20 protein-coding genes and 1 tRNA gene are annotated in these 22,538 nt (G+C 65.6%); 16 read left to right on the top strand and 5 right to left on the bottom strand.

From position 1 onward, the window contains the following. Positions 1–79 precede the first annotated feature (79 nt). Positions 80–1,699 (bottom strand): alpha-N-arabinofuranosidase, encoded by a 1,620-nt coding sequence (locus NMP03_RS02860; protein WP_406698412.1) that lies wholly within the window; start codon positions 1,697–1,699, stop codon positions 80–82. Positions 1,700–1,787: 88 nt separating this feature from the next. On the opposite strand from NMP03_RS02860, the gene NMP03_RS02855 reads away from it, so the two are divergent. The 16 genes from NMP03_RS02855 (at position 1,788) to NMP03_RS02780 (ending at position 17,658) form a co-directional block, all read left to right on the top strand. Continuing rightward, positions 1,788–3,800, top strand: a complete 2,013-nt coding sequence (locus NMP03_RS02855; protein ID WP_256507035.1) for a glycoside hydrolase family 43 protein — start codon at positions 1,788–1,790, stop codon at positions 3,798–3,800. 76 nt (positions 3,801–3,876) lie between these two features. Continuing rightward, complete coding sequence (locus NMP03_RS02850) at positions 3,877–5,832, top strand: sialate O-acetylesterase (protein ID WP_256507034.1); 1,956 nt, start codon at positions 3,877–3,879, stop codon at positions 5,830–5,832. After that, positions 5,829–6,887: a glycoside hydrolase family 43 protein gene (locus tag NMP03_RS02845; protein ID WP_256507033.1), complete on the top strand. Its 1,059-nt coding sequence runs from the start codon at positions 5,829–5,831 to the stop codon at positions 6,885–6,887. Before NMP03_RS02850 ends, NMP03_RS02845 begins: the two co-directional genes overlap by 4 nt. 88 nt (positions 6,888–6,975) lie before the next feature. Next, positions 6,976–7,230, top strand: coding sequence for a hypothetical protein (locus NMP03_RS02840; RefSeq protein ID WP_256507032.1), 255 nt, complete (start codon positions 6,976–6,978; stop codon positions 7,228–7,230). Between the two features lie 74 nt (positions 7,231–7,304). Next, positions 7,305–8,747 (top strand): cysteine--tRNA ligase, encoded by a 1,443-nt coding sequence (cysS, locus tag NMP03_RS02835; RefSeq protein WP_256507031.1) that lies wholly within the window; start codon positions 7,305–7,307, stop codon positions 8,745–8,747. Between the two features lie 150 nt (positions 8,748–8,897). Next, positions 8,898–9,833 (top strand): D-2-hydroxyacid dehydrogenase, encoded by a 936-nt coding sequence (locus NMP03_RS02830; RefSeq protein ID WP_256507030.1) that lies wholly within the window; start codon positions 8,898–8,900, stop codon positions 9,831–9,833. Positions 9,834–9,872: 39 nt separating this feature from the next. Continuing rightward, positions 9,873–11,462 (top strand): class II 3-deoxy-7-phosphoheptulonate synthase, encoded by a 1,590-nt coding sequence (locus tag NMP03_RS02825; RefSeq protein ID WP_256507029.1) that lies wholly within the window; start codon positions 9,873–9,875, stop codon positions 11,460–11,462. Between the two features lie 168 nt (positions 11,463–11,630). After that, complete coding sequence (locus NMP03_RS02820; RefSeq protein WP_256507028.1) at positions 11,631–12,419, top strand: 3-keto-disaccharide hydrolase; 789 nt, start codon at positions 11,631–11,633, stop codon at positions 12,417–12,419. Between the two features lie 67 nt (positions 12,420–12,486). After that, positions 12,487–14,154: a formate--tetrahydrofolate ligase gene (locus tag NMP03_RS02815; RefSeq protein ID WP_256507027.1), complete on the top strand. Its 1,668-nt coding sequence runs from the start codon at positions 12,487–12,489 to the stop codon at positions 14,152–14,154. A gap of 61 nt (positions 14,155–14,215) precedes the next feature. After that, positions 14,216–14,290 (top strand) — tRNA-Glu (locus NMP03_RS02810). 174 nt (positions 14,291–14,464) lie between these two features. Beyond that, positions 14,465–14,767 carry an integrase arm-type DNA-binding domain-containing protein gene (locus NMP03_RS02805; protein WP_256507026.1) on the top strand — a complete coding sequence of 101 codons (303 nt, stop codon included), beginning with the start codon at positions 14,465–14,467 and terminating at the stop codon, positions 14,765–14,767. An 18-nt stretch (positions 14,768–14,785) separates the two neighbouring features. Beyond that, the gene (locus NMP03_RS02800) at positions 14,786–14,962 is read left to right on the top strand and encodes a hypothetical protein (RefSeq protein ID WP_256507025.1); all 177 of its coding nucleotides are present in this window, start codon (positions 14,786–14,788) and stop codon (positions 14,960–14,962) included. Positions 14,963–15,001: 39 nt separating this feature from the next. Next, on the top strand, positions 15,002–15,457 hold the full coding sequence (locus NMP03_RS02795; protein ID WP_256507024.1) for an ATP-binding cassette domain-containing protein: 456 nt from the start codon (positions 15,002–15,004) through the stop codon (positions 15,455–15,457). A 15-nt stretch (positions 15,458–15,472) separates the two neighbouring features. Then, on the top strand, positions 15,473–15,613 hold the full coding sequence (locus NMP03_RS02790; protein ID WP_256507023.1) for a hypothetical protein: 141 nt from the start codon (positions 15,473–15,475) through the stop codon (positions 15,611–15,613). 931 nt (positions 15,614–16,544) lie between these two features. Beyond that, positions 16,545–17,174: a DUF938 domain-containing protein gene (locus tag NMP03_RS02785; RefSeq protein WP_256507987.1), complete on the top strand. Its 630-nt coding sequence runs from the start codon at positions 16,545–16,547 to the stop codon at positions 17,172–17,174. Between the two features lie 148 nt (positions 17,175–17,322). Continuing rightward, positions 17,323–17,658 (top strand): TfoX/Sxy family protein, encoded by a 336-nt coding sequence (locus NMP03_RS02780; RefSeq protein WP_256507022.1) that lies wholly within the window; start codon positions 17,323–17,325, stop codon positions 17,656–17,658. A 433-nt stretch (positions 17,659–18,091) separates the two neighbouring features. Here NMP03_RS02780 and NMP03_RS02775 read toward each other — a convergent pair whose 3' ends face one another. The 4 genes from NMP03_RS02775 to NMP03_RS02760 form a co-directional block, all read right to left on the bottom strand. After that, positions 18,092–18,412 (bottom strand): hypothetical protein, encoded by a 321-nt coding sequence (locus NMP03_RS02775; protein ID WP_256507021.1) that lies wholly within the window; start codon positions 18,410–18,412, stop codon positions 18,092–18,094. Between the two features lie 354 nt (positions 18,413–18,766). Then, positions 18,767–21,325, bottom strand: coding sequence for a TonB-dependent receptor (locus tag NMP03_RS02770; RefSeq protein WP_256507020.1), 2,559 nt, complete (start codon positions 21,323–21,325; stop codon positions 18,767–18,769). An 82-nt stretch (positions 21,326–21,407) separates the two neighbouring features. Then, positions 21,408–21,575, bottom strand: coding sequence for a hypothetical protein (locus NMP03_RS02765; RefSeq protein WP_256507019.1), 168 nt, complete (start codon positions 21,573–21,575; stop codon positions 21,408–21,410). Positions 21,576–21,583: 8 nt separating this feature from the next. Further along, the gene (locus NMP03_RS02760) at positions 21,584–22,534 is read right to left on the bottom strand and encodes a hypothetical protein (protein ID WP_256507018.1); all 951 of its coding nucleotides are present in this window, start codon (positions 22,532–22,534) and stop codon (positions 21,584–21,586) included. Positions 22,535–22,538 lie beyond the last annotated feature (4 nt).

The following is a 22,538-nucleotide window of genomic DNA, read 5'->3' as shown; positions in this document are numbered from 1 at the left end:
TCGTCTGCACCGGCCCCGTTCAGCGCGGGGCCGGTGCCACGTCGGCGCCGCCGGGATGGCGACGCCGAAGCTGCGGCCTTTAGCGCAGCGCCAACACCACCACCGATTTCGCCGGCAGCGTCACCGACAAGGTGCCGTTCGCGATCTGCGCGCCATCGAACGCCACCGGCACCAAAGTGTCTGGCCGTTCGAAGCTGTTGTGGGCGTCCATCGCCTCGGCAGTGAGGATCCGCCCGGTAGCACCGGTCGCCTGCACTCCGGTCATCGCGACCGAGATCGGCATCGGCCGGTTGGGGTCGAGGTTGACCAGGGCGACGTGCACCTGCCCGTTCTTGTCGCGCACCGCCGATGCGCTGACCGCCTTCATCGCGAATTCGGCGTTGTGATAATAAGGCGATTCCACCTCGATAGGCAGCGTGGTTGCGTCCATCCACGGCTGGTACATGTCGAAGACGTGATAGGTCGGGGTCTTCACCATCTTGGCGCCGTCGGTCAGCAGCATCGCCTGCAGCACGTTCACCAGCTGCGCGATCGCCGCCATCTTCACGCGATCGGCATGATGCGCGAAGATGTTGAGGTTGAGCCCCGCCACCACCGCATCGCGAAGCGAGTTCTGCTGCTGAAGGAAGCCGGGGTTCGATCCGGGCGTCGGATCATACCAGGTGCCCCATTCGTCGACCGCGAGCATCACCTTCTTCTCGGGATCATATTTGTCCATGATCGCCGAATGCTTGGTGATGAACTCTTCCATCTGGAGCGTATGCGCCATCGTCGAGGCCCATTCACGCTCGGGGAAGCCCAGCGCCGGGCCCTTGTCGCTCCAGTCCTTGTCGCGCGGGCGGGTATAGTAATGCAGCGCCAGCCCGTTGATGTGCTTGCCCGAGATCTTCATGAAGGTCTCGGTCCAGTCATAGTTCGAATCGCTGGGACCGCTGGCGATTTTGAGCATCGGCCCGTTGGTCGATTTGGCGAATTGCGAATATTGGTTGGTCAGGTCGGCGGCGTATTCGGCGCGCATGTTGCCGCCGCAACCCCATAGCTCGTTGCCGATGCCGAGATACTGGACCTTCCACGGCTGCGAGCGGCCATTGGCGCCGCGCTCCTTGGCGAGCACGCTCGTGCCTGCGGGTGCGGTGAGGTATTCGACCCATTGCGCGGTCTCGGCCGGCGGTGCGCTGCCGAGGTTGGCCGAGACATAGGCCTCGGCCCCCAGCTTCTCGACGAAGCCCATGAATTCATGCGTGCCGAAGCTGTTGTCCTCGGTCACACCGCCCCAGTTCGTGTTCACCTTGACCGGGCGCTTGCCGCGCGGGCCGATGCCGTCGCGCCAGTGATATTCGTCGGCGAAGCAGCCGCCGGGCCAGCGCACCATCGGCACGTTGATCGCCTTGAGCGCGGCCAGCACGTCGCGGCGATAGCCACCCTCGTTGGGAATACGCGAATTGCCGCCGACCCAGATGCCTTCATAGATGCCGGTGCCGAGATGCTCGGCGAACTGGCCGAAGACGTTGCGATGCATGACCGGGCCCGGCTTGTCGCCCGACAGCGTCGCGGTGGCGGGCGCCTGACCCGCGGCCTGTTGCGCGAGCGCGGCGGGCGCCGCGACCAATGCCGCGAACGATACGGCCAGCCCTAGATGGAATCGCTTCAGCACTTCTCTCTCCCCTTGGTTTATCTGCGATGCGCGCGCGCGCTGCATCATTCCGCCTAGAAAACCGATATTGTCCGAGTTAAGCAAGTGCAAACGGTCGCACGACGGACATAACGACCGAACGGGGGAGGATGCGATGGCAGGACGACGTCTGGGGCTGGGGCTCGCGCTGGCCATGGCGGCGACGATCGCCGCGGCGAATGCGGGCGGCGGACAGGCGCTGGCCCAATCAGCGACCTGGACCGCCGACAATGGTAACGGCACCTTCACCAATCCGCTGTTCTTCGACGAATTCTCCGACCCCGACATGATCCGCGTCGGCGACGATTTCTACCTCACCGGCACCACGATGCATGCGATGCCGGGGCTGCCGATCCTGCATTCGCGCGACCTGGTGAACTGGAAGTTCGTCGGCTACGCGATGGACAAGCTCGACCTCGGTCCCGAATTCCGGCTCGAGGGCGGCAAGAACGTCTATGGCCGCGGCATCTGGGCGCCGAGCTTCCGCTATCGCGACGGCGTCTTCTACATCTTCACCAACATCAACGGGCAGAACAGCCAGATCTTCAGCGCGACGTCGCCGGGGGGCCCGTGGAAGCGCACGCCGATGAAGCGCAGCCTGCACGACATGTCGGTGCTGTTCGACGACGACGGCAAGACCTGGGTCGTATGGGGCTATCAGGACATTCACCTGGCGCAGCTCGACGCGACGCTGACCGACATCGTGCCCGGCACCGAGCGGATCATCATCCGCAAGGGCGAGGGGATGGGCGAAGGTTCGCATTTCTACAAATTCGCCGGCCGCTACTTCATCACCAGCGCCGAATGGGCGAGCCCGTTCCGCATGCCCGCGGCGCGCGCCGATGCCTTGACAGGCCCGTGGGAGGTCAATCGCGCGATCAGCATCGACGAGGATTTCGGCCAGATCAACGGCTGGCGCGTGGCGGGCAACAAGGAGCCGATCACGCTGGTGCCGCCGAGCACCGCGCGCGGCGCGCTGGCGCTGCACCAGGGCGGCATCATTCAGACCCCTGCGGGCGAATGGTGGGGCTGGTCGATGTTCGAGGGCAATTCGGTCGGGCGGCTGACCGGGCTGTCGCCGATCACCTGGAAGGACGGCTGGCCCTATTTCGGGCTGCCGGGCAATCTCGGCCGGACGCCGCGGACCTGGGTCAAGCCCGCGCTGCCCGTCCAACCGATCCGCGCGCCCTATGCGCGCGGCGACCGTTTCGACGGGCCGGCGCTCGGCGCGGTGTGGCAATGGAACCACGTGCCGGTCGACGCCAATTGGTCGCTGCGGGCACGGCCGGGGGCGTTGCGGCTGACCACCCTCCCCGCCGCTGGCTTCCTGCAGGCGCGCAACACGCTGACGCAGCGCGCGATGGGGCCGCAATCGGCGGCGGTGGTCGAAATCGACGCGAGCGGTCTGCGCACTGGTGACGTTGCGGGGCTGGCGCTGCTCAACCGTCCGCACGCGTCGATCGCGATCGAGCGCACCGGCGCTGGGCTCGCGCTCGTCGTAACCGACGAACTGCGCGGCGAAATCGCGCGGCAGCAGATGTCGTCGGATCGCGTGTGGCTTCGCGCCGATGGCGATTTCGCGACCGACCAGGCGCAGTTCGCGGTGTCGACCGATGGCCGCCGCTTCAGCAATATCGGCACGCCGATCACGATGCCGTACCAGCTGCTGACCTTCCAGGGCGTCCGCTACAGCCTGTTCGCGTACAACAAGGGCAGCAAGCCCGGCGGCCATGCCGATTTCCTCGACTTCGCGGTGAACGAGCCGCGCGCCGAGAGCCGCCCGGCCATCCCCTATGGCAAGCAGGTGCGCTTCATCCCGATCGGCGCAGCCGGATCGCCGATGCTCGCGCAACCATTGCTCGTGCAGCAGCATCCGCTCGGCCGCGTGTCGCTGCTGCGCGGGGGCCAGGCGCTGACGGTGGCGGAGGACGGCGCGGTGACGATGCGCCGCGCCGATGGCGGGGCGGCGCAGCAATTCCAGTGGATGGAGGCGCTGACCGGGGGCGCGTTGCTGATGTCGCTCGAGACCAATCGCTATCTGCACGTCGCCGACGACGGCAGCCTGCGCGCCGACAGCCCCGGCGCGACCGCCGACAACAAGGACCGCAGCCGCTTTTCGGTGCGCTGAGTGCCACGATTATCGTTGCCGGGGGCAACCCGGCATCGCCATAGCACGCGAAAATAACAGGTTTGGGAGTGAGAGCATGACGCCATCCGCCGTACGTCGCCGCTGCTATTGGGCGCTCGCCGCCGCGTCTTGCGCCGCCGCAGTCGGGGCGTCGGCACAGGTGCCGACGATCGCGACGCCGATGGGCGATCATGCGGTGTTGCAACGCGATCGGCCGATCGTCGTCACGGGCACCGCCAAGCCCGGCGAACGGCTGACGGTGAAGCTCGGCACCCAGAGCTTGCGCGTGCGCGCCGCCGCCAATGGCGCGTGGCAAGCCAAGCTGGCGCCGCGAAAGGCGGGTGGCCCGTTCCGGCTCGACGTCACCGGCGCCGACGGCACCGCGAGCGCGAGCGACCTGATGATCGGCGATGTCTGGCTGTGCTCTGGCCAGTCGAACATGGAATATCCGCTGAAGTCGGCGCTCAACGGCGAAGGACTGGTCCAGGCCGCCGCCGATCCCGACATCCGGCTGCTGTCGATGGCGCAGCGCGTCGGGCTTACCGCCGACGAAGCGCTGCCCGAACGCCCGATGTGGCAGGCGGCCACCCCCGAAAGCGCAGCCGATTTCTCCGCCGCCTGCCTGTTGATGGTCAAGGCGCTGAAGGCAGACGCAAAGGTGCCGATGGGGGCTATCGATTCGAGCTGGGGCGGCACGCGAATCCGCCCGTGGATCGCCGCCGCCGATGCGCGCAAGCTGCCCGACACCGCCGCCGACGTCGACCTGCTCGCGCTGTACGCACGCGACCGCACCGCGGCGATCCGCCAATATGCCGACCAATGGGGCGGATGGTGGCGCGCCAAGACCGGCGACGCGGTCGGCGCCGAACCCTGGGCCGCGCCCGACAAGCGCCAGTGGAAGCCGGTTCCCAAGATCGGCGTCTGGCAGGACTATGGCGATCCGCAGACCGCCAAATCGGGCGGGCATGTGTGGTTCCGCAAGCGCTTCGACCTATCCGCCGCGCCCACTGGCGACGCGCTGATCGAATTGGGCGGGGTGGACGAGATCGACGTGGTGTGGGTCAACGGCATCGCGGTCGGATCGACCTTCGGCTGGGGAAGCCCGCGCAGCTACACGGTGCCCGCATCGGTGCTGCGCCAGGGGAGCAACGAGGTGATCGTGTCGGTCGGCGACAGCTGGCAGACCGGCGGGATGATCGGCCCCGCCGAAGCGATCCGCATCACCCCGGCAGGTGCCGCGCCGGTGCCGCTGGGCAAGGGCTGGCGCTATTCGGTCGAGACCGCCGATCTGGGACGCGCGCCGCGGATGCCGTGGGAAAGCCATGCCGGGGTTTCGACGCTCTACAACGGCATGATCGCGCCGCTCGGGCCGATCGCGCTGAAGGGCGCCGCCTGGTATCAGGGTGAGTCGGACGCCGGGATGCCCGGCTATGACGCGCGGATGGCGGCGCTGATGGCCGGATGGCGGCGCCAGTTCGGCGATCCGCAGCTTCCCTTTATCATCGTCGGGCTCGCCAATTTCGGCGCGCCACCGACCGCGCCGCAGGAAAGCGGCTGGGCGGTGGTGCGCGACGAACAGCGCCGCGCCGCGCTCGCCGATGGTCACGCCGCGATCGTCACCGCGGTCGATATCGGCGAGCCGACCGACATCCACCCGGCGAACAAGAACGACCTTGCCAAGCGCATGGCGCAGGCGGCATCGGTGCTCGCTTATGGCGCGAAGCTGCCGCCCTCGGGCCCGCTGCCACTGCATGCGCGCCGCGCCGCCGGCGATATCGTCGTCACCTTCGAAGGCGTGAAGGGCAAGCTTGCGGCGTCGAGCGCGGCGGGGCCGATCGGTTTCGAGCTGTGCGGTCCGACCAGCTGTCGCTTCGCCGAGGCGCGCGCGCAAGGCAGCACCGTCCGGCTCAAGGGCGACGGCCAGGCGGTCGACCGCGTCCGCTATGCCTGGGCCGATGCGCCGGTGGTGAACCTGTTCGACGAAGCCCCGCTGCCCGCCGTACCGTTCGAATTGCCCGTAGGAGCCGAATGATGATCGCTGCCAAACGCCTCCCTCTTCGCACCCTCACATCGGCGATCGCGCTGCTCGCCGTAGGCGGCGCGGTGACGCTAGCCGCCGCGATCGACGCGCCGGCGGCACAGGCACAGAGCAAGCCCGCACCCGCCCCTGGATCGAACCCGTTGTTCCGCGACAAGTTCACCGCCGATCCCGCGCCGCTGGTCGTCGGCGACCGGCTGTATCTGTATGTCGGGCATGACGAGGCCGAGCGCGACCAGATGTTCAACATGCGCGACTGGCTGGTCTATTCGACCACCGACATGAAGACCTGGAGCGATCACGGATCGATCATGAAGGTGTCGGACTTCAAATGGGCCAAGCAGGACGCCTGGGCCGCGCAGACGATCGAGAAGAACGGCAAATTCTGGTTCTTTGCCACGGTCGAGCACGACGCCACGCATCCGGGCAAGGCGATCGCGGTGGCGGTGGCGGACAAGCCGACCGGCCCCTTCGTCGACGCCAAGGGATCGGCGCTCATCACCAACGAGATGACCCCCAAGGGGACGCATAGCTGGGAGGATATCGATCCGACGGTGCTGACCGACGACGACGGTACCACCTGGATCGCCTGGGGCAATCGCCAGGCCTATATCGCCAAGCTCAAGCCCAACATGATCGAAATAGACGGGCCGATCCGCGAGATCACCCCGCCGCATTTTGAAGAAGGGCCATGGCTGCACAAGCGCGGCGACCTCTATTACCTGACCTACGCCTCGCTCGACCGAAAGACGCATCGCGACGAGCGGATTTCCTATTCGACCGCGACCTCGCTCGACGGCCCCTGGACGCATCGCGGCGAGCTGACCGGATCGGGCAAAGCCAGCTTCACGATCCATCCTGGAATCGCCGAATTCAAGAACAACTGGTATCTGTTCGCGCACAACGCATCGCTGACGATCGGCGAACTAAAAGGCTCGATCGGTCGCCGCGCGGTGACCGCCGAGCACCTCCAATATGACGCCAACGGATTGATGAAGCCGGTGGTGCAGACCGATGCCGGCGTGTCGGTGCCGCCGCCGCGCGACTAGCCTCCGTGCGGCTGTTGCCGGCATGTCACGACGAAACGTTCTTGATCGTCGTTGGCGTGAACGCGGAACCAAGCGCGAACCGCCTTGGTTGAAGCGGTCGAACCAGTATCAGGACTTCATCGTAATGCACGTTCAGCACCCCGTCCGCGCCGGCGAGCCCGGCTATCGGCTGCAGGAAATCAATCACTGTCCCGGCTGTGGCGGCTCGCAATGGCTGGTGGGACGGGTGACCGCCGAATGCGCGACTTGCGCAACAGCGCTGCCAATCCGCACTGGTCAAGTGCAGGGCGACAGCATCTTCCGTGTGTCGAACGGAAGCCGGCCCGCGCGCCTCGCCGCCTGATGCCTGCCGCTTGACGTCCTCGGGGCGCGCAAACCCCATTTGCCTTCGCGGCCACGCGCTTTAGACGGGGCGGCATGAACGCCGCCCCCTTGAAGCTCTATAATTCGCTCACCCGCAGCATCGAACCCTTCGTGCCGATCGACCCTGCCGGGCCCGTGCGCGTCTACACCTGCGGGCCGACGGTCTATAATTACCAGCATATCGGCAACATGCGCGCGTTCCTGTTCGCCGATACGCTGGGGCGCGTGCTGCGCTGGAAGGGCTATGGCCTCAAGCACATCATCAACATCACCGATGTCGGCCATTTGACCTCAGACGCCGATGCCGGCGACGACAAGATGGAGAAGGCGGCGGCCACGCAGGAGAAATCGATCTGGGAGATCGCCGCGCATTATACCCAGGTGTTCAAGGCCGATGTCGCGCGGCTCAACATTACCCCGCCCGCGCAATGGACGGTGGCGACCGCCTATGTCCCGCAGATGATCGCCTTTGCGCAGCGGATCGCGGCGCAGCATTGCTACGAGCTCGACAGCGGACTCTATTTCGACGTGTCGAGCGTGCCCGAGTATGGCCGGCTGGCGCGGCAGACCACCGATGCGGGCGAGAGCCGGATCGACCCGGTCGGCGGCAAGCGCAACCCGCAGGACTTCGCGATCTGGCGCAAGACCCCGGCGGGCGAAACTCGGCAGATGGAATGGGATTCGCCCTGGGGCCGCGGTGCGCCGGGCTGGCACCTCGAATGCTCGGTGATGAGCAACGCGCAGCTTGGTCACCCGTTCGACATCCACACCGGCGGGATCGACCATCGCGAGATCCACCACCCCAACGAGATCGCGCAGAACCAGGCGTTCTGCGGCTGCACCGATGCGGAGCCGGGCTTCACCGGCGCGCGGATGTGGATGCACAATAATTTCCTGGTCGATCGCGCGGGCAAGATGTCGAAGTCGGCGGGTGAATTCCTGACGCTGCAGACGCTGGTCGATCGAGGCATCCACCCGCTGGCGTACCGGCTGATGTGCCTGAGCGCGCACTATCGCAGCGAGCTCGAGTTCACCTGGGAGGGCGCGATCGCCGCGCAGACTAGGTTGAAGCGGTTGGTGCAGAGCATCGAGAAGTTGCGTGCGGCGCCCGACAAGCCTTCGCGGACGTCCGCCGATGGGTATCGTTCGCGCTTCGACGAGGCGCTGTCGGACGACCTGAATACCGCGCGTGCGTTGCCGGTGCTTGATGAATTGCTGGCCGACAAGGCGCTGTCGCCCGCCGATCGGTTTGCGGCAGCCGAGGCGTTCGACGCGGCGTTGGGGCTGGAGTTGGCGGCGCTTACCCGTGCCGATCTGCGCGTCCGTCCGGCGACCGCGACGATTGATGCTGTCGATATCGAAGCCAAGCTCGCCGAGCGCCGTGAGGCGCGCGCCGCGAAGGACTTTGCTCGATCGGACGCGCTGCGCGACGAGTTGGCAGCAGCAGGGGTCGAAGTGATGGACGGCGACCCGCTAGGCTGGGATTGGAAGCTATAATCCTCCCCCGGAAGGGGGTGGACCGCGTAGCGGTGGGGGGGGGCGGACACGAGCGCGCCGTAGGGGGTCCGCCCCCTCCACCAGCTTCGCTGGTCCCCCTCCCCCTGGCGGGGGAGGAATCATTATTCGCCTCAACAACGGACTCTGCCGATGAAAACCCTCCTCCCCGCGCTTGCCCGGCCGTTGCTCGAGCCGCACCTCCCGCCCGGTCTCGACCTGCATTGGTTCACCACGCGCGCCGAGGCCGAAGCCGCGATCGTCGATGCCGATATCGCCTGGGTCGACATGCAGAGCCCGCAGGATTCGGCCGAAGTCGCGGCGCTGGGCGCGCGGCTGCGGTGGCTGTCGACGATGCGCGCGGGGATCGACGCCTATGATACCACGCTCCTCCGCGAACGTGGGACGGTGATGACCAACGGCACCGGACTCAATCCGGTCGCGGTCGCCGAATATGCGCTGCTCGGCATGCTGGCCGCGGCAAAGCGCTATGACGAGGTCGTCCGGATGGCGGACCGCCACGATTGGCCGACCGTCGCGCCTGGCACCGTCGAACTCGCGGGCACCAGCGCGTTGATCATCGGCTATGGCACGATCGGCCGGCTGATCGGCAATCGGCTGGCGGCGTTCGGAGTCGCGGTGACCGGGGTCACGCGATCGGGCCGCGACGGCACGCTGACCCCCGATGGCTGGAAGCCGCGCATCGCCGACTATGAATGGATCATCCTTGCGGCGCCTTCGACCGGCGAGACCGCAGCACTGCTCGGCGCACCCGAATTCGCCGCGATGAAGCGCAGCGCCTGGGTCATCAACATGGCGCGCGGCGACATGATCGACCAGCCGGCGCTGATCGAGGCGCTCACCGAACACCAGATCGCCGGCGCGTTCCTCGACACCGTCGATCCCGAACCGCTTCCAGCCGACCACCCCTTATGGTCCGCGCCCAACGCGCTGCACTCGATGCATCTTTCGGGCCGCAGCCAGACGACGATGTTCACCCGCGCAGCCACGCTGTTCCTCGAAAACCTCGCCGCGTTCATGGCTGGTGAACCGATGCGCAACGTCGTCGATCTCGAGGCGGGCTATTGAGGGGTTGCGGATTTACCCCGATCGGGTAAATGCCCGGACATGACAACCTTAGCCGGCACCAAGATCAAACGCTTCCGCGAACAACGCGGCATAACCCGCGCCGCGTTCGGCGCATGGTACGGCACTCCCGGCAGCACGGTGCAGGGCTGGGAGGAAGACGGCAAGCGCGCGCAGGCGGCGGTGGTCAACCAGATCGCCGCCAACGGCATCGCGCATCACGCCGACTGGTTCGTGAAACTACGCAACGCGGAGAACGACATGGCCGATTGGGCCCCCAATAGCTGGACTCATGCCGAAGCGCGTCAGCTTCCCACCTATCCCGACGCCGAAGCGCTCGACGCCGCCACCGCCCAACTCGCAACCTTCCCGCCGCTCGTCTTCGCCGGCGAAGCCCGCAGCCTTACCGCCGAGCTGGCGCCGGTCGCCGAAGGGCGCGGCTTCCTGTTGCAAGGCGGCGATTGCGCCGAAAGCTTCGCCGAGCATAGCGCGAACAACATCCGCGACACCTTCCGCGTCATCCTCCAGATGGCGGTGGTGCTCACCTTCGCCTCGAAGCTGCCGACGGTGAAGCTCGGCCGGATGGCGGGGCAGTTCGCCAAGCCGCGATCGACCGATACCGAGACGATCGGCGACGCCACCCTGCCCTCCTATCGCGGCGACAATGTCAACGACATCGCCTTCACCCCCGAAGGTCGCGTCCCCGATCCGCAGCGGATGATCCGCGCCTATTCGCAGTCGGCGGCAACGCTGAACCTGCTGCGCGCCTTCGCGCAAGGCGGCTACGCCAACCTCCAGCAGGTGCATCGCTGGACCCACGACTTCATGGGCCGCAGCCCCTGGGCCGCCAAATATGCCGACGTCGCCGACCGGATCGGCGAAGCGCTCGACTTCATGGAAGCGTGCGGGATCAATCCCGAAACGGTGCCACAGCTCAAGGCGACCGATTTCTACACCAGCCACGAAGCGCTGCTGCTGCCCTACGAACAGGCGCTGACCCGGCAGGATTCGCTGACCGGCGACTGGTACGACACCAGCGCGCATTTCCTGTGGATCGGCGATCGCACGCGCTTCGAGGGATCGGCGCATGTCGAATTCCTGCGCGGCATCGGCAACCCGATCGGGATGAAATGTGGCCCGACGCTAGAACCCGATGAATTGCTGCGCCTGCTCGACACGCTCAACCCCGGTCGCGTCCCCGGGCGGATGACACTGATCACGCGCTATGGCCACGACAAGATCGAGGGCTTGCTGCCCAAGCTGGTGCGCGCGGTGAAGCGCGAGGGGCATCCGGTGGTGTGGAGCTGCGACCCGATGCACGGCAACGTCATCAAGGCGGCAAACGGCTACAAGACCCGCCCGTTCGAGCGGATCCTCGCCGAAGTGCGCGGCTTCTTCGCGGTGCATCGCGCCGAGGGCACGCATGCCGGCGGCATCCACGCCGAGATGACCGGGCAGAACGTGACCGAATGCACCGGCGGCGCGGTCGATGTGACCGAACAGTCGCTGGGCGATCGCTACCACACGCATTGCGACCCGCGGTTGAACGCTGGGCAAAGCCTCGAGCTTGCGTTCCTGCTGGCCGAGATGCTCAATGAGGAAATGGCCGAACGGCGCAAGGTGGCGGCGTAAGCGCGTCCTCCCCCACCGTTCGTCCTGAGTAGGGGCTGAGCTTGGCGAAGACCCGTATCGAAGGACCTCGGCCCCAACGAAGGCTGCTTCGATACGCCGCTTCGACAAGCTCAGCGGCCACTCAGCACGAACGGTGGGGGCTCTCACGATCGAATGAAGGAACAGCCAATGCCAAGCGACTTCGCCGGCCGCGCCGCCAAAACCCTGTTGTTGCTCCCCGCGTTTGCGCTGCTTGGCGCCGCCCCCGCGCCGCGCTGGCAGTCGCTGTTCGACGGCAAGACGCTCGCCGGCTGGACCCCCAAGATCGCGGGCCGCAGCGTCGGCGAAGACCCGCGCGGCATGTTCATCGTCCACAACGGCGCGATCCGGGTGTCGCATGCCAACTATCCGCGCTTCGAGGGCGAGTTCGGCCATCTGTTCTTGAAGTCGCCGGTCGCTGCTTATCGGCTGCGCTACGAGTATCGGCTGTTCGGCGACTTCCTGCCCGGCGTCGAACCCTGGCAGCAGAGCAACAGCGGCGTGATGTTTCACGCCCAGGCCCCGGCAACGATGACGCGCGACCAGAAATTCCCTGTCAGCCTCGAGATGCAGCTGCTGGCGGTGCCCCGCGCCACCCGCGAGCCATCGGGCAATCTGTGCACCCCCGGCACGATCGTGACGTTCGACGGCAAGCGCGACCCGCGCCATTGCATCCTGGCCACCGGCGAACCACTCCCCGCCGGACGCTGGACCACAGCCGAACTCGAGGTCCTGCCCGATGGTCGCATCACCCACCGGATCGATGGCAAGGTGGTGCTGCGCTATGCCAACCCCGAACTCGATCCCGACGATGCCGATGCAAAGCCGGTGATCGCTGCTGCAGGAGGTAGGCTGAAGCTCGATCGCGGCTATATCGCGCTGCAGGGCGAAGGACATCCCGTCGAGTTCCGCAAGATCGAACTCCAGCCGATCGGCTGATCGCGGGGGACCGAACCCGGCCTAAAGCAACCTTCCCCCCGCCGCGGCTGGGCGCTACGTCTGTGCCATGCTATCCGACATCGAAATCTCGCGCGCGGCCACGCTCCAGCCGATCCAGGCGATCGCCGACCGCGCCGGCCTGCCGCTACAAGCGATCGAGCCCTATGGCCGGCACAAGGCCAAGCTCGACCTCGACTGGCTCGCCGCCAACCCGGCGCCCGCCGGCAAGCTGATCCTGGTCACCGCGATCAACCCGACTCCTGCGGGCGAGGGCAAGACCACCACCTCGGTAGGCCTCGCCGACGCGCTCAATCGCACCGGCCGCAAGACGATGCTGGCGCTGCGCGAACCCTCGCTCGGCCCGTGTTTCGGTACCAAGGGCGGCGCCACCGGCGGCGGCCACGCGCAGGTGGTGCCGATGGAAGACATCAACCTCCACTTCACCGGCGATTTCCACGCGATCACCTCGGCGCACAATCTGCTCGCGGCGATGATCGACAACCATATCCATTGGGGCAATAAGCTGGGGATCGACGTCCGCCGCGTGGTGTGGCGGCGCGTGCTAGACATGAACGATCGGGCGCTGCGCGACATCGTCCAGGGCGTCGGCGGGGTCGCCAACGGCTACCCGCGCGAAAGCGGGTTCGACATCACCGTCGCCTCCGAAGTCATGGCGATCCTGTGCCTGGCAAACGACCTGCACGACCTGGAGGCGCGGCTCGCGCGGGTCGTCGTCGCCTATACCAGCGATCGCCGCCCGATCACCGCCGCCGATCTGAAGGCGAGCGGCGCGATGGCGGTGCTGCTGGCGCAGGCGATCAAGCCCAACCTCGTCCAGACGCTCGAGGGCACCCCCGCGCTGATCCATGGCGGCCCCTTCGCCAACATCGCGCATGGCTGCAATTCGGTGATCGCCACGCGCGCCGCGCTCCAGCTCGCTGATTATGTCGTGACCGAAGCGGGCTTCGGCGCCGATCTGGGGGCGGAGAAGTTCTTCGACATCAAATGCCGCCAGGCGGGGCTCGCCCCCGGCGCGGTGGTGATCGTCGCGACGGTGCGCGCGCTCAAGATGAATGGCGGCGTGGCGAAAGCCGATCTCGCGCACGAAGACGTCGCCGCGGTCGAGCGCGGCGCGGTGAACCTCGTTCGCCACATCGAGAATATCCGCCAGTTCGGCGTCCCCGCCGTGGTCGCGATCAACCATTTCGGCACCGACACCGCAGCTGAGGTCGCGGCGATCGAGCGCTGCGCGACGGCGCATGGCACCGCGGCGATCCTGTGCCGCCACTGGGCCGAAGGCGGCGCGGGCGCCGAAGCGCTGGCGGACGCGGTGGCGGCGCTGGCTGATAAGGATGCGGGGCAGTTCACCCCGCTCTACGACGACGAGCTGTCGCTGTTCGACAAGATCAACACCGTGGCGACGCGGATCTACCGCGCCGAACGCGCGACCGCATCGCCCGCTATCCACGCCCAGCTAGAACGCTGGCAGGCGGCAGGCCATGGCCATCTACCCGTGTGCATGGCCAAGACGCAGTACAGCTTCTCGACCGACCCGCTGCAGCTCGGCGCGCCGACCGGCCATGTCGTGCCGGTGCGCGAGGTGCGGCTGGCGGCGGGCGCGGGCTTCGTCGTCGCGATTTGCGGCGAGTTGATGACGATGCCCGGCCTCCCCCGCACCCCCGCCGCCGAACATATCGGCCTGGGCCCCGACGGCAGCATCGCAGGCCTGAGCTAAGCCCCCGCGCAAACCGCCTTGACGCCCCCCCGCCCCCGCCCTAGATGCGCGGTTCGCTAACGGCCCCTTCGTCTAGCGGTTAGGACGACGCCCTCTCACGGCGTAAGCACGAGTTCGATTCTCGTAGGGGTCACCAAAACACGATCCCAGAACTATCGACAGCGTCCCATAATCGGCTGCGTTCTCCGGTTTCGCGGTACAACCATCCCGGTCGGATCGGCGAAAAGCCACTCCATACCAGCAATCTCATGGTATCTCTGACGGCACCGCGCCGGTCGCATGGACGGAGATACCATCATGGCGGTGTCGGTTGTCTCGGCGACAGAAGACCCTGGCGTTCGGCGTGTGGCCGGATACCGGGCTGGCCGAGGCTCGCGCAGCGCGTGACGCGGCGCGCAAGCTGCGGGCTCGGGGCGATGATCCGGCTGAACGGATCAAGCTCGATCGGATCGCCGCCGCTGTAGCGGCATCCCACAGCTTCAAAGCCGTGGCCGACGAATTGCTGCTCATAGTCGAGAAAGAGGGCCGCTCGGCGGTCACGTTGACGAAGCTGCGCTGGCTGCTGAGCTTCATCAACGCAGCGATTGGGCAGCGCCCCGTCGCCTCGATCTAGGCGCAGGAGTTGCTCATCATGCTGCGCAAGATGGAGGCCAAAGGGCGCTACGAAGCGGCGAAGCGCCTGCGCAGCACCTGCTCGCAGATTTTCCCATCGCTATTGCCCGGGCCGAACGCGATGTCGCGGCCGACCTTCGGGGCGCGTCAATCGTGCCCAAACAGGTTCATCGCGCCGCGATCACCACGCCCTTGAACCAGTGGCACAATCCGTCGGCGTCGCGAACGCGTGGTAATGCTCGACCAGCACGTCGATCCGCTTGACGAGGCAGACACTATCGTTGGTAGCCTCGCGGCTTGTGCCCGCTTCGCGTTTCGCAACCGAGACACACAGCGTATCGTTGGAAGTTTGTCCGGCGGAGAGCGCCTGCGTACGGGACTGGCGGCCACGCTTTCCGGGCCACAACCCGCTTGGCTGTTGATCCTCGACGAGCCGACCAACCATCTCGATGTGTCATCGATCGAGGTCCTGGAGCGGGCGCTCCTGTCCTTCGACGGCGCGCTCTTGGTCGTCAGCCATGACGTCCGCTTCCTTGAAGCGATCGGTATCGAGCGAACGGTCGTGATCGCCACCGACTATCTGCAACCCGGCGGATATTCCCTGCGCTTCGCGTCCTCTCCTATCTCTGCAATTCTTTCAGAAGGCGGAATGTTTGCCGCTTTCCCGTTTTGGTGCGTTCCTGTCGGATAGCAAAGGAGACGGACTATGAATACGACGCACATTCCTGGCAACGAGCCAGATCCTGGTGATATGGCGACCGAGCCCGGCATCGAAATACCGGTCAATCAGCCCGAAAATCGTGACCTGCCCGAAGATGACGCTGAAAGCCTGGGCGATTTCGCCTGACTCGAACGCACTTCTGACCAGTGATCGCTGTGGGCACGCTCGTCGCAAAGGGACCCATTTGCGGTCACTCAGCATCGCTCAGGCGCGTCCCGAAACCGGACACTGATTCATCTCAATCTTTGGTCGGTTGGGGGCGAACCGTCGCGCCGGATTTACGACCGTAATTGGTGGTGAGCAGAAGGGCCGTTAACGGACTGTGCGCCCGAGCCTCACGCGCAGAAGACTCGCTGTAATGATAGCGCCGAATGTCACGAACTGGATCAGGACCGGAATGTAGAATCCGGTGCCATCAGGAAGCGGACTGGCCCCGTTTGCAGTGCGCAGGGCCATAAACCCCAACAGTGCGACAACGAACGTCGTCACCGGCCAAAGAGCGACCTTTACGCACAGCCGATCATTTTTCGTCATACGACCTACTCCCATGCTGCTTCTCGAAAGCGGTTATACCAGTGATCGTTAGAGTCTCCAATTGGGCGACTGCCGCCAGCCCGGTAGCCGCCGGTCTGTTTCCGGGCAGGGAGAGCCGATCGCCAGCGCCGGAACGCCGCTAGGTGGTGGGAAGCCGACATTGGTTGGTTATGGCGTTTGGCGATCTGACTCCGCTAATCAGCGGAAATAGCCCAGCACGTATTTGCGATAGATCGGCCGAACCGCACTATCGAACCAGGGTTCGTGCTGACCCATTTTGTTTCGACCCGGAGCCGCGCACGACGGCTTCTATCTCGCGTGAGTGCTGCAGTCTTCCGGTATCCACGGCCGGCTTATAGCGGTGGTCATTCCCGCGGCCCGATTCAGCACGGAGCTTGGCGCATCAAGCAACGTCCGGTTTTCGGAAGCGACGAAATTGGCCCGCGTCCGGATCGGTTTTCACTATCCCGCCCCGCCCGATCCGGGCAGGTTGAACGCATGCTCCCCGAATCCCTCCCTCGCCATGACTAGGCCCGCCCCCTGGATTGCTGACGAAGCACCCTCGGAGATGTCGCGTCGGCACGCGCCAGCCACGCTGCGCAACCGCGACGCGATCGCCGATCTGCTAGCGACCATCCTGCCTTCAAGCGGCACGGTGCTCGAGGTGGCCAGCGGATCAGGCGAACATTGCGCCTATTTCGCCGAGCGCTTCCGCCACCTCCTTTGGCAGCCGAGTGATCCGGATTCCGCCGCCCGCGCCTCGATTGATGCGTGGTGCGCGGGCCTGACCAACGTGCACCCGGCACTCGATCTCGACGCCGCCTCAAGCGATTGGCCGATCGAAAGCGCGGCGGCGATATTATGCATCAACATGGTCCATATCAGCCCTTGGCCGGCGACGCTCGGACTGCTTGCCGGCGCCGCCCGCCTATTGCGACGGGGCGGGCCGATTGTTCTGTACGGCCCGTATCGCCGGGTCGGTTTCCCGACAGCGCCGTCCAATGAAGCGTTCGACGCCTCGCTCAAAGAGCGTGACGCGCGCTGGGGCTTGCGGGACCTGGATGGGATGATCCAATCGGCAGCAGGGTTCGTTCCAGAGTCCATCGTCGAGATGCCGGCGAACAACCATTCGGTGGTTCTGCGTCGTATTTAGCTTCAGAATGACGACAACAAGACCCAGAGTCGGTCATCCAGCTACATCTTGATCCTCCACGAAAATGAACGTTCGTTCATTGCGGTCGGCGACGCGGACGATGGTCGGTATATTGCTCGCGGCGGGGCTCGTCGGTTAGGTTCACGATATGGCAACGCAGCGACGCACAGTCGATTACCTACTCGAACAGGCAACGGGCGCCGGCACGGTGTCGACCAGGCCGATGTTCGGCGAATACGGCGTATACGTCGACGGCAAGATGATCGGTTCGATCTGTGACGATCAGCTCTACGTGAAGCCGACGGCATCCGGTCGCCTCCATGCCGAGCCGGTGGCGGAAGCGCCGCCCTATCCAGGGGCCAAGCCGCACCTGCTTATCGAGGCCGATCGCTGGGACGATGCCGAGTGGCTAGGTGACCTGCTGCGCTTTACGGCGGCAGAGCTGCCGGTACCCAAACCCCGGAAATCCAAACGAGGCACGTAAGCGGCCGATCGATATGGCTATCCTGCGCGGCGCGTCGGCACGCTACCGCCGATGAGGATCGCTTGCTGGAATACCCAAGTCGGCCATTGGCAGGCCGTTTAGGCCTTACCAACCTTGGCCATTCACTCTTGTTGAGCGCGCGGTCGCTTCGGGACGCTTGCGACAAGGAGCCCGTTCTTGCGCTTTCGCGCGTGCCTAAGGAATGAATTTTGAAGCGGGAATTTCGCGCAAAAAGTAAGGGGCTGTTCGGGTGCAAGATCGGGCGAGTTACGTTTGTGGCAAGCGTTACCAGCCGCCCCGGCGCGCACTCCACGATTCAGGCTGCGGATCGATCCACGCGGTCATCAAACTCGCAAGCTTCTGATGGTCGCTACGGCTGTCGTGGGGGTCGCACGCGCGGTTCGCGGGTGCGAAGTCGGTCCGCATCAGGGCCTCAATTGCCTTCGGCGTCCACCGTGAACACCTCCGGCTTGCCGCGCGACATCGGCTCCCAGCCGGCCGACAAAGCGGCGCGCACGCACCGTGAAATCGTCGCGTCATCAAGCTGGAGGCGACCGCGCGGCAACCCCTTCAATAGCCGCTTGGGCGGCGGGAATTCCAGCAATGCCTCACGCTTGGCATCCCGCTGGAGAAGCGAAACCGTCATGCCCTTCCAACCCCCGTCATCCAACGGATGCGGTTCGCGCTGGAGATGCCAGTCATATGTGACGCCATCGACATCAACGATGCCGGCATTGCTTCGGAAGTTTGACATAGGGGCACTCTAACATGCCAGCGCGCCCAAGGCACAGGGTCGCCGGCCGATGCGCAACATGCCTCCGGTCAGCTCGATGATCGAATTTGGCCCTAGCTCACGCTGACAACCTTTCCGGACTGCGCGCGTCGATGCCGACGCATACCCATAGGTTCAAGAAGCCCTGCCGCTTCCCACTTCCCGCCGTTCGTCGGGGCCAATGGGGATGTGGACGCCTGGGTCGCACAAACCCAATCGGGAAGCACAGAGGGCGCCGGCATACTGCCAGGGCTTGCGGGCACGGCAGGTTCGAGGGTGCCGGCCAACGGCAAGGGGCGGCGGCGGGTCGATGATCGCCGTGTACCGGGGGGGACTCTACAGGATCTTCCGAAGACCGAAGCTCAACGAACGGCCGAGCGGGTCGAGAAAAGTCGGCTGGTAGTTGAATGGCGTCGATCCTGCGTCGTCCCGCACCCGAGGTCGCCTGTTGAACAGATTGTCGATGCCGATGGTGATCCGCGTCCCCCTGAGCCAATTGGGAGCCCGCGCTCCCCCGAAACGGTCTGCAAGGTTCGCGAACAAATTGAGATTCAAGCTCGCGAAATCGGAGAAGCGCAAATCGCCCGTCGAGCCGCCTGGGCTTGACGCCAAGCCTCTCACGACAGTTCCGCTCTGCCAGGCCGCGGTGATCCGCGCACCGAGTCCGCCCTTGAAGGCCCCCGCCTGCAGTTCGAGCTCGTGGCGCGGTCTGCCCCCGCGGCCGCCGATCGCGGATCCGTCCAGTAGGTCGAGGACGGGCACGCCTTCGCGGACGAGGAGTTCGTCCGTGAAGCGCCATGTGTGGTAAATGCTGAAGATCAGGCGGCTCGTAAGGTTCTCGACGCGCTTCGCCGCGGCGCTTCCTGCTTCGGGCCTTACGATCCTGGCGCCGGGGGGAATCGCCGCTTGCAGGCCGGCCTCTCCTCCGCTGACGAAACGGACATTGGCGTTCTGCGATCCGGGTGGCACCAGTCCCAAAGGCCGGGTGAAGTTGACGCCCCAGCGCATTTGCTCTTGGTCGGACCGCTGGAAATTGAGCGGTCTGCTGTCGATCCGCACAAGCCGCCCGTCGCGATCACGGGTGAACCGTTCCGGGAATGCGGCCTCGATCTCGGGCGTCGCGATGGGAAAAGGTGCGATCGGATCCTCGATTCGCGTTCGGATGTAGTCGATGTTGAAGGTGATGTCGGTCGCTTGAAACGGCTTGGCGTTGAGCGCGAGCCGGACGACGTCGCGGTTGTCGGAACGGAGATCCGGATTGCCGCCGAAGACGCGTGTCACGTCGATCGCCTCGCGCCTGATGAAATCATAGGTGCGGACGTTCGGCGTGACGACGAGCGGCGCTCCGAGCTGCTCAACCGTCGGCGGGCCTTCTTCGTCCGTGACCGACGCGATGACGCTGATCGCTTCGACGGGCGACCAGTTGAGGCCATAGCCGAACGTCCGCAACGTGCCGATGTCGGAAAGCTCCTCGACCTCGATGTTGGCATTGGCGGAAAGATTACCGAGCCAACTTGATGGCTGCTTGCGCCGTCTAGCGATGGGCACGTCAAGGCTGGCCTGGACCGCGCCCCTGTCGCGGGAAAAGTCCGCCCGCCGCTCGTCACCGCCGCGCAACGATCTGCTGCGGAAATCGCGGAACTCCGCTCCCCCGCGAAGGCTCATCGACACCGGGCCGGCAGGTAGGTTCAGCACCGAACCGCTGAACACGAGTTCGCCATCGGCGAGCGCGTTCACCAATCGCGCCTCCTCCCGTATCTCCAGCGCGCCGCCGGCATCGGTGAAGGTGTCGGCGGTGGCGCGGTCGTAGTTGCCGGTGAAGAACCACAGCCACCGTCCCGCCGACCCGCTGAGCGAAGTTCCGAGGTGGATGGCGTTCGCCTCGGTGTCGCGTGTCAGCGGTTGATCGCCGGCAAGGCCCAAAAGGCTGCGAGTGTCACTGGTCTGGAAGCGGCCGTTGAGCGTCGCCGACACATCGCGCAACAGGTTGCCGCTTACAGTCCCGGTAAGCGCAAGCCGCTCCGTTTGGGGCAGCAAGGTCCGAAACCGCCCGTCATCCCGCGCGCCGGAAACCCGCGCCAGGTCGCGTTCGCTCTCCAGCAACGCCCTCGCCCGATCATAGTCCGCGTCGAAATTGAAACGCGTGTCGTTGCGTATGCGCAGGTAGCTCGCGTCGATCCCGGCCGTGTCACGCCCACCTTCGGTCGGCATGGCATGGCTGAGCTGACCGGTTCCCGAATTATATCTCTCAAAGGTGACCACGTTGACCACCTTTTGGTCGGCCGGGTACCCGTATTCGAGCGAAAGCTCCTCGGGAAACACCTCCATCCGCTCGATCGCTTCCGTGGGGATCTTAGCGATTTCGGCAAAGCTCGACACGCGCTTTCCATTCAGCAGCACGACGGGATCGCCATCGTCCCGGCCCCGGTCGCTGCTGACCTGCGGCCGGACGGTGTCGAGAAGTTCCTCAATGTCGTTGACCCCGTAAGCTCTGATATCGATCGGGCTGAACGTCCGCTCCGGCGGTAAGTCGCCGACGACCGATCCGCGCGGCCGCTGACCGGTGACGACAACCTCGTCGTCATTCGAGCCCGCGGCCGCCGGACTCGTTATGGATGGCGGCACGCGGTCGACGGGCGGCGGGTCTTTCTTGACCTGCTCCAGCAGCTCGCGCTGGATTTCGGGCGATAATGCCTCGCCGTCTGCTCCCTGGAACTCGATCGTCGGCTCCGATATGTCCTGGGCGGGCCTAGCCTCGGCGGATCGGGGGCCAGAAGGAACCGTCTCGGTCGGAGCCGGTGCGGGAGGTGCGCGGCGCTGTGCCGGCGGCGACTGCACGACGTTCCCCGCCTTTTCCTGCGCTTGCAGTGGCGTCGATGCCGAACCCGCGAGCAACCCCGCCAAAAAAGCGCGTCCAAACCTCATCGCGCCCCACCGACACGCGTCCGCCTTCTGCCGAATCGGGCGAAGCCGGATATCACGTCCATGCTTCCCGTCGCGCGTACGATCCGCTCATCTGCACGGTTGGCGGCTGGATCATCTTCGCGCCTGAAAGCCGGAACGTCGTCACGGCGGCGGCGCGTATTGCGGCGTTGAACTCCGCTTGGCCGTGTCGCTTCTCGTACCACTGCTCGCCGCGCGCCATGGGGCGATCTATTCGCCGATCCGAAGCTTCACGGCTGCTGTCGAATGGTCGCCGCCCCTCGTCTCCGATGGTGGATCGGGCCGATATCGCCTGTCCGACGCGATCCAGGCACGAAAATCAGCGTCCAATGCCTCCAGGGAGGTCGGGGGTCCTTCGTGGCCGGTTCGCGTCAGTACCCAGCGGTCGAGTGGCTCGCCCTTGCGGAACGCGGTCGCCAGCTCGGCCACGATCGCGGTCGACTTCGTCCGGTCGACCAGGAACTCGTAAAAGGCGCGGCCCATGGCGTAGAATCGGGGCGTGTCCTCGGAGACGGCCAGTCTTATGCGGACGGTCTGCCGGGAGGGCGCGGAAGCTGGCCCGGCGGTCGTGGAAGCCGACTCGGCGGTCGTGGAAGCCGACTCGGCGGTCGCTTCGGGGTGGGTCATGGTGAAGAACCGATTCAACGGTATCAAGGTCCCTGTCCTGGCGAAGCGCGCGGCGTCACGACGCCGGCTCGCCGTCAGCTCCTCGCCTTCGAAAGCGACCGCGGCCATCTCGTCCAGCCAATCGGGAGCGTCCCCGCCATATTGATCATGCCTGGAGCTGGGAACGAGGTAGCGGATGAACAGATCGTGCCCGATCTCATGACGCAACGCGTAACTCGGCGGAATCGGCTTTCGGTCACCCGACTTGTTGTTGAACATCCAGCCATAAACGGGCGCTCCGTCCGATGACACGCTGACCCATTTGGAGTTTCCGCCCTGAAGATCGGCTATGCCGAAGCGCATGTCGGGGAGCGCCAGCACTTCGCGAGCCGCGATGTGCGCCGCCCGGCCCTCGGTCAGTGCGGTTTCGACCTCATCGGCCCCCACCTCGACGTATCCAAAGGACGCCTCCACTCTGCTGATCCTGCTCTGACCCGTCATGAAACTTGGCATGGTCAACGGGATCAACAACGCCACCCCGATCGCTGCTCGCATCGGA

Source organism: Sphingomonas qomolangmaensis, from assembly GCF_024496245.1.
Classification (GTDB): domain Bacteria; phylum Pseudomonadota; class Alphaproteobacteria; order Sphingomonadales; family Sphingomonadaceae; genus Sphingomonas; species Sphingomonas qomolangmaensis.
The sequence above is the reverse complement of the archived record's forward strand: the minus strand, read 5'-3'. Positions and strand labels throughout refer to the sequence as shown.

Coding starts and splice junctions, on each gene's coding strand:
- NMP03_RS02815 (WP_256507027.1), top strand. CDS start 12,487: ATGCTATCCGACATCGAAATCTCGCGCGCGGCCACGCTCCAGCCGATC.
- NMP03_RS02780 (WP_256507022.1), top strand. CDS start 17,323: ATGGCAACGCAGCGACGCACAGTCGATTACCTACTCGAACAGGCAACG.
- NMP03_RS02785 (WP_256507987.1), top strand. CDS start 16,545: ATGACTAGGCCCGCCCCCTGGATTGCTGACGAAGCACCCTCGGAGATG.
- NMP03_RS02860 (WP_406698412.1), bottom strand. CDS start 1,699: ATGCAGCGCGCGCGCGCATCGCAGATAAACCAAGGGGAGAGAGAAGTG.
- NMP03_RS02850 (WP_256507034.1), top strand. CDS start 3,877: ATGACGCCATCCGCCGTACGTCGCCGCTGCTATTGGGCGCTCGCCGCC.
- NMP03_RS02765 (WP_256507019.1), bottom strand. CDS start 21,575: ATGGCGCGCGGCGAGCAGTGGTACGAGAAGCGACACGGCCAAGCGGAG.
- NMP03_RS02800 (WP_256507025.1), top strand. CDS start 14,786: ATGCTGCGCAAGATGGAGGCCAAAGGGCGCTACGAAGCGGCGAAGCGC.
- NMP03_RS02795 (WP_256507024.1), top strand. CDS start 15,002: ATGCTCGACCAGCACGTCGATCCGCTTGACGAGGCAGACACTATCGTT.
- NMP03_RS02825 (WP_256507029.1), top strand. CDS start 9,873: ATGACAACCTTAGCCGGCACCAAGATCAAACGCTTCCGCGAACAACGC.
- NMP03_RS02775 (WP_256507021.1), bottom strand. CDS start 18,412: ATGTCAAACTTCCGAAGCAATGCCGGCATCGTTGATGTCGATGGCGTC.
- NMP03_RS02760 (WP_256507018.1), bottom strand. CDS start 22,534: ATGCGAGCAGCGATCGGGGTGGCGTTGTTGATCCCGTTGACCATGCCA.
- NMP03_RS02830 (WP_256507030.1), top strand. CDS start 8,898: ATGAAAACCCTCCTCCCCGCGCTTGCCCGGCCGTTGCTCGAGCCGCAC.
- NMP03_RS02820 (WP_256507028.1), top strand. CDS start 11,631: ATGCCAAGCGACTTCGCCGGCCGCGCCGCCAAAACCCTGTTGTTGCTC.
- NMP03_RS02845 (WP_256507033.1), top strand. CDS start 5,829: ATGATGATCGCTGCCAAACGCCTCCCTCTTCGCACCCTCACATCGGCG.
- NMP03_RS02855 (WP_256507035.1), top strand. CDS start 1,788: ATGGCAGGACGACGTCTGGGGCTGGGGCTCGCGCTGGCCATGGCGGCG.
- NMP03_RS02790 (WP_256507023.1), top strand. CDS start 15,473: ATGAATACGACGCACATTCCTGGCAACGAGCCAGATCCTGGTGATATG.
- cysS (WP_256507031.1), top strand. CDS start 7,305: ATGAACGCCGCCCCCTTGAAGCTCTATAATTCGCTCACCCGCAGCATC.